Genomic DNA, 1,358 nt, shown 5'->3' with positions numbered 1-1,358 from the left:
TTGGGCGTGTCGTGGCCGGGTAGGGGTCGAGGTCTTCCGATGATGGAGATTGCTACACCGTCCATCTGAAAGACCTCGACATGGCCAATACTATCTTTGATCGCCCTGACCTGAGCGCGTTCACGCGCCTGGATGACCTGGGCCTGGAAGTGACGGGCCAGCGCATGTGGCCAGACCATGCAGTGTTGGCTTGCCGGATTGCTGGTGAGGACCGGTGGTGTCGACGCTGCGGATGCCAGGGCGAGTCGCGTGACACGGTGATCAGGCGCTTGGCGCACGAGCCTTACGGGTGGCGCCCCACGATCTTGCACGTGAGCGTGCGCCGCTACCGGTGCCAGGAGTGCGCCCATGTGTGGCGTCAAGATATGAGCCAAGCGGCCGATCCGCGCGCCAAGCTCTCGCGTGCGGCGGTGCGCTGGGCGCTCACTGGGCTGGTCGTTCATCATTTGACGGTGGCGCGTATCTCCCAGGCCCTCGGTGTGTCCTGGAATACCGCCAACACCGCTGTCCTGGGTGAAGGCCAGCGTCTACTGATCAATGATCCAACTCGGTTCGATGGCGTGCGTGTCATCGGGGTGGATGAACACGTGTGGCGCCACACCCCCTACGGAGACAAATACGTCACCGTTATCTTGGACTTGACACCCATCCGAGAACGCAGCGGCCCCTCCCGACTCTTGGACATGGTCCCGGGTCGCTCCAAGCAGGTCTTCAAAACCTGGCTGGCCTCCCGCCCCGACACGTGGCGAAGCCGCATCGAGATCGTCGCGATGGATGGATTCACCGGGTTCAAAAGCGCAGCCACTGAAGAACTCCCCGGCGCGAGGGCGGTCATGGACCCCTTCCACGTCGTGCACCTGGCTGGCAACGCCTTGGATGAGTGTCGCAGACGCATTCAGCAAGAACTCCACCACCGGCGCGGGCGTGCCACCGACCCCCTGTACAAGGCCCGCAGGATGTTACACACCCGCTCATGCCTGCTCACGCCACGCCAGCAGCACCAACTACTCAACCTGTTTTCCGGTGAGGAGCACGTCGCGCTCGAGGTCACTTGGAGCGCCTACCAGAACATCATCGACGCCTACCGCGCGCCCGACACGGACGCGGGTAAGGCCCTGATGGAAGCCGAAATCAACACCCTGACCTCCACGCGTGTACCGAGGGGTCTGACCGAGCTCATCACGCTGGGCAGGACACTCAAACGCCGAGCCGGGGACATCCTGGCTTACTTCGACCACCCCCACACCTCCAATGGCCCTACCGAAGCCATCAACGGACGCCTCGAACACCTACGCGGCTCCGCCCTCGGGTTCCGTAACCTCACCCACTACATCACCCGCTGCCTCCTCGAAACCGGC

1 protein-coding gene is annotated in these 1,358 nt (G+C 63.3%); it reads left to right on the top strand.

The window, feature by feature from the left end; genetic code table 11:
• Positions 1-80: 80 nt before the first annotated feature.
• The coding region (locus tag O3669_RS10835; RefSeq protein ID WP_371524861.1) for an ISL3 family transposase at positions 81-1,358 on the top strand (1,278 nt) is incomplete at its 3' end.

It is taken from the genome of Pauljensenia sp. 20925_1_34, assembly GCF_041432775.1.
GTDB lineage: Bacteria > Actinomycetota > Actinomycetes > Actinomycetales > Actinomycetaceae > Pauljensenia.
The sequence above is the reverse complement of the archived record's forward strand: the minus strand, read 5'-3'. Positions and strand labels throughout refer to the sequence as shown.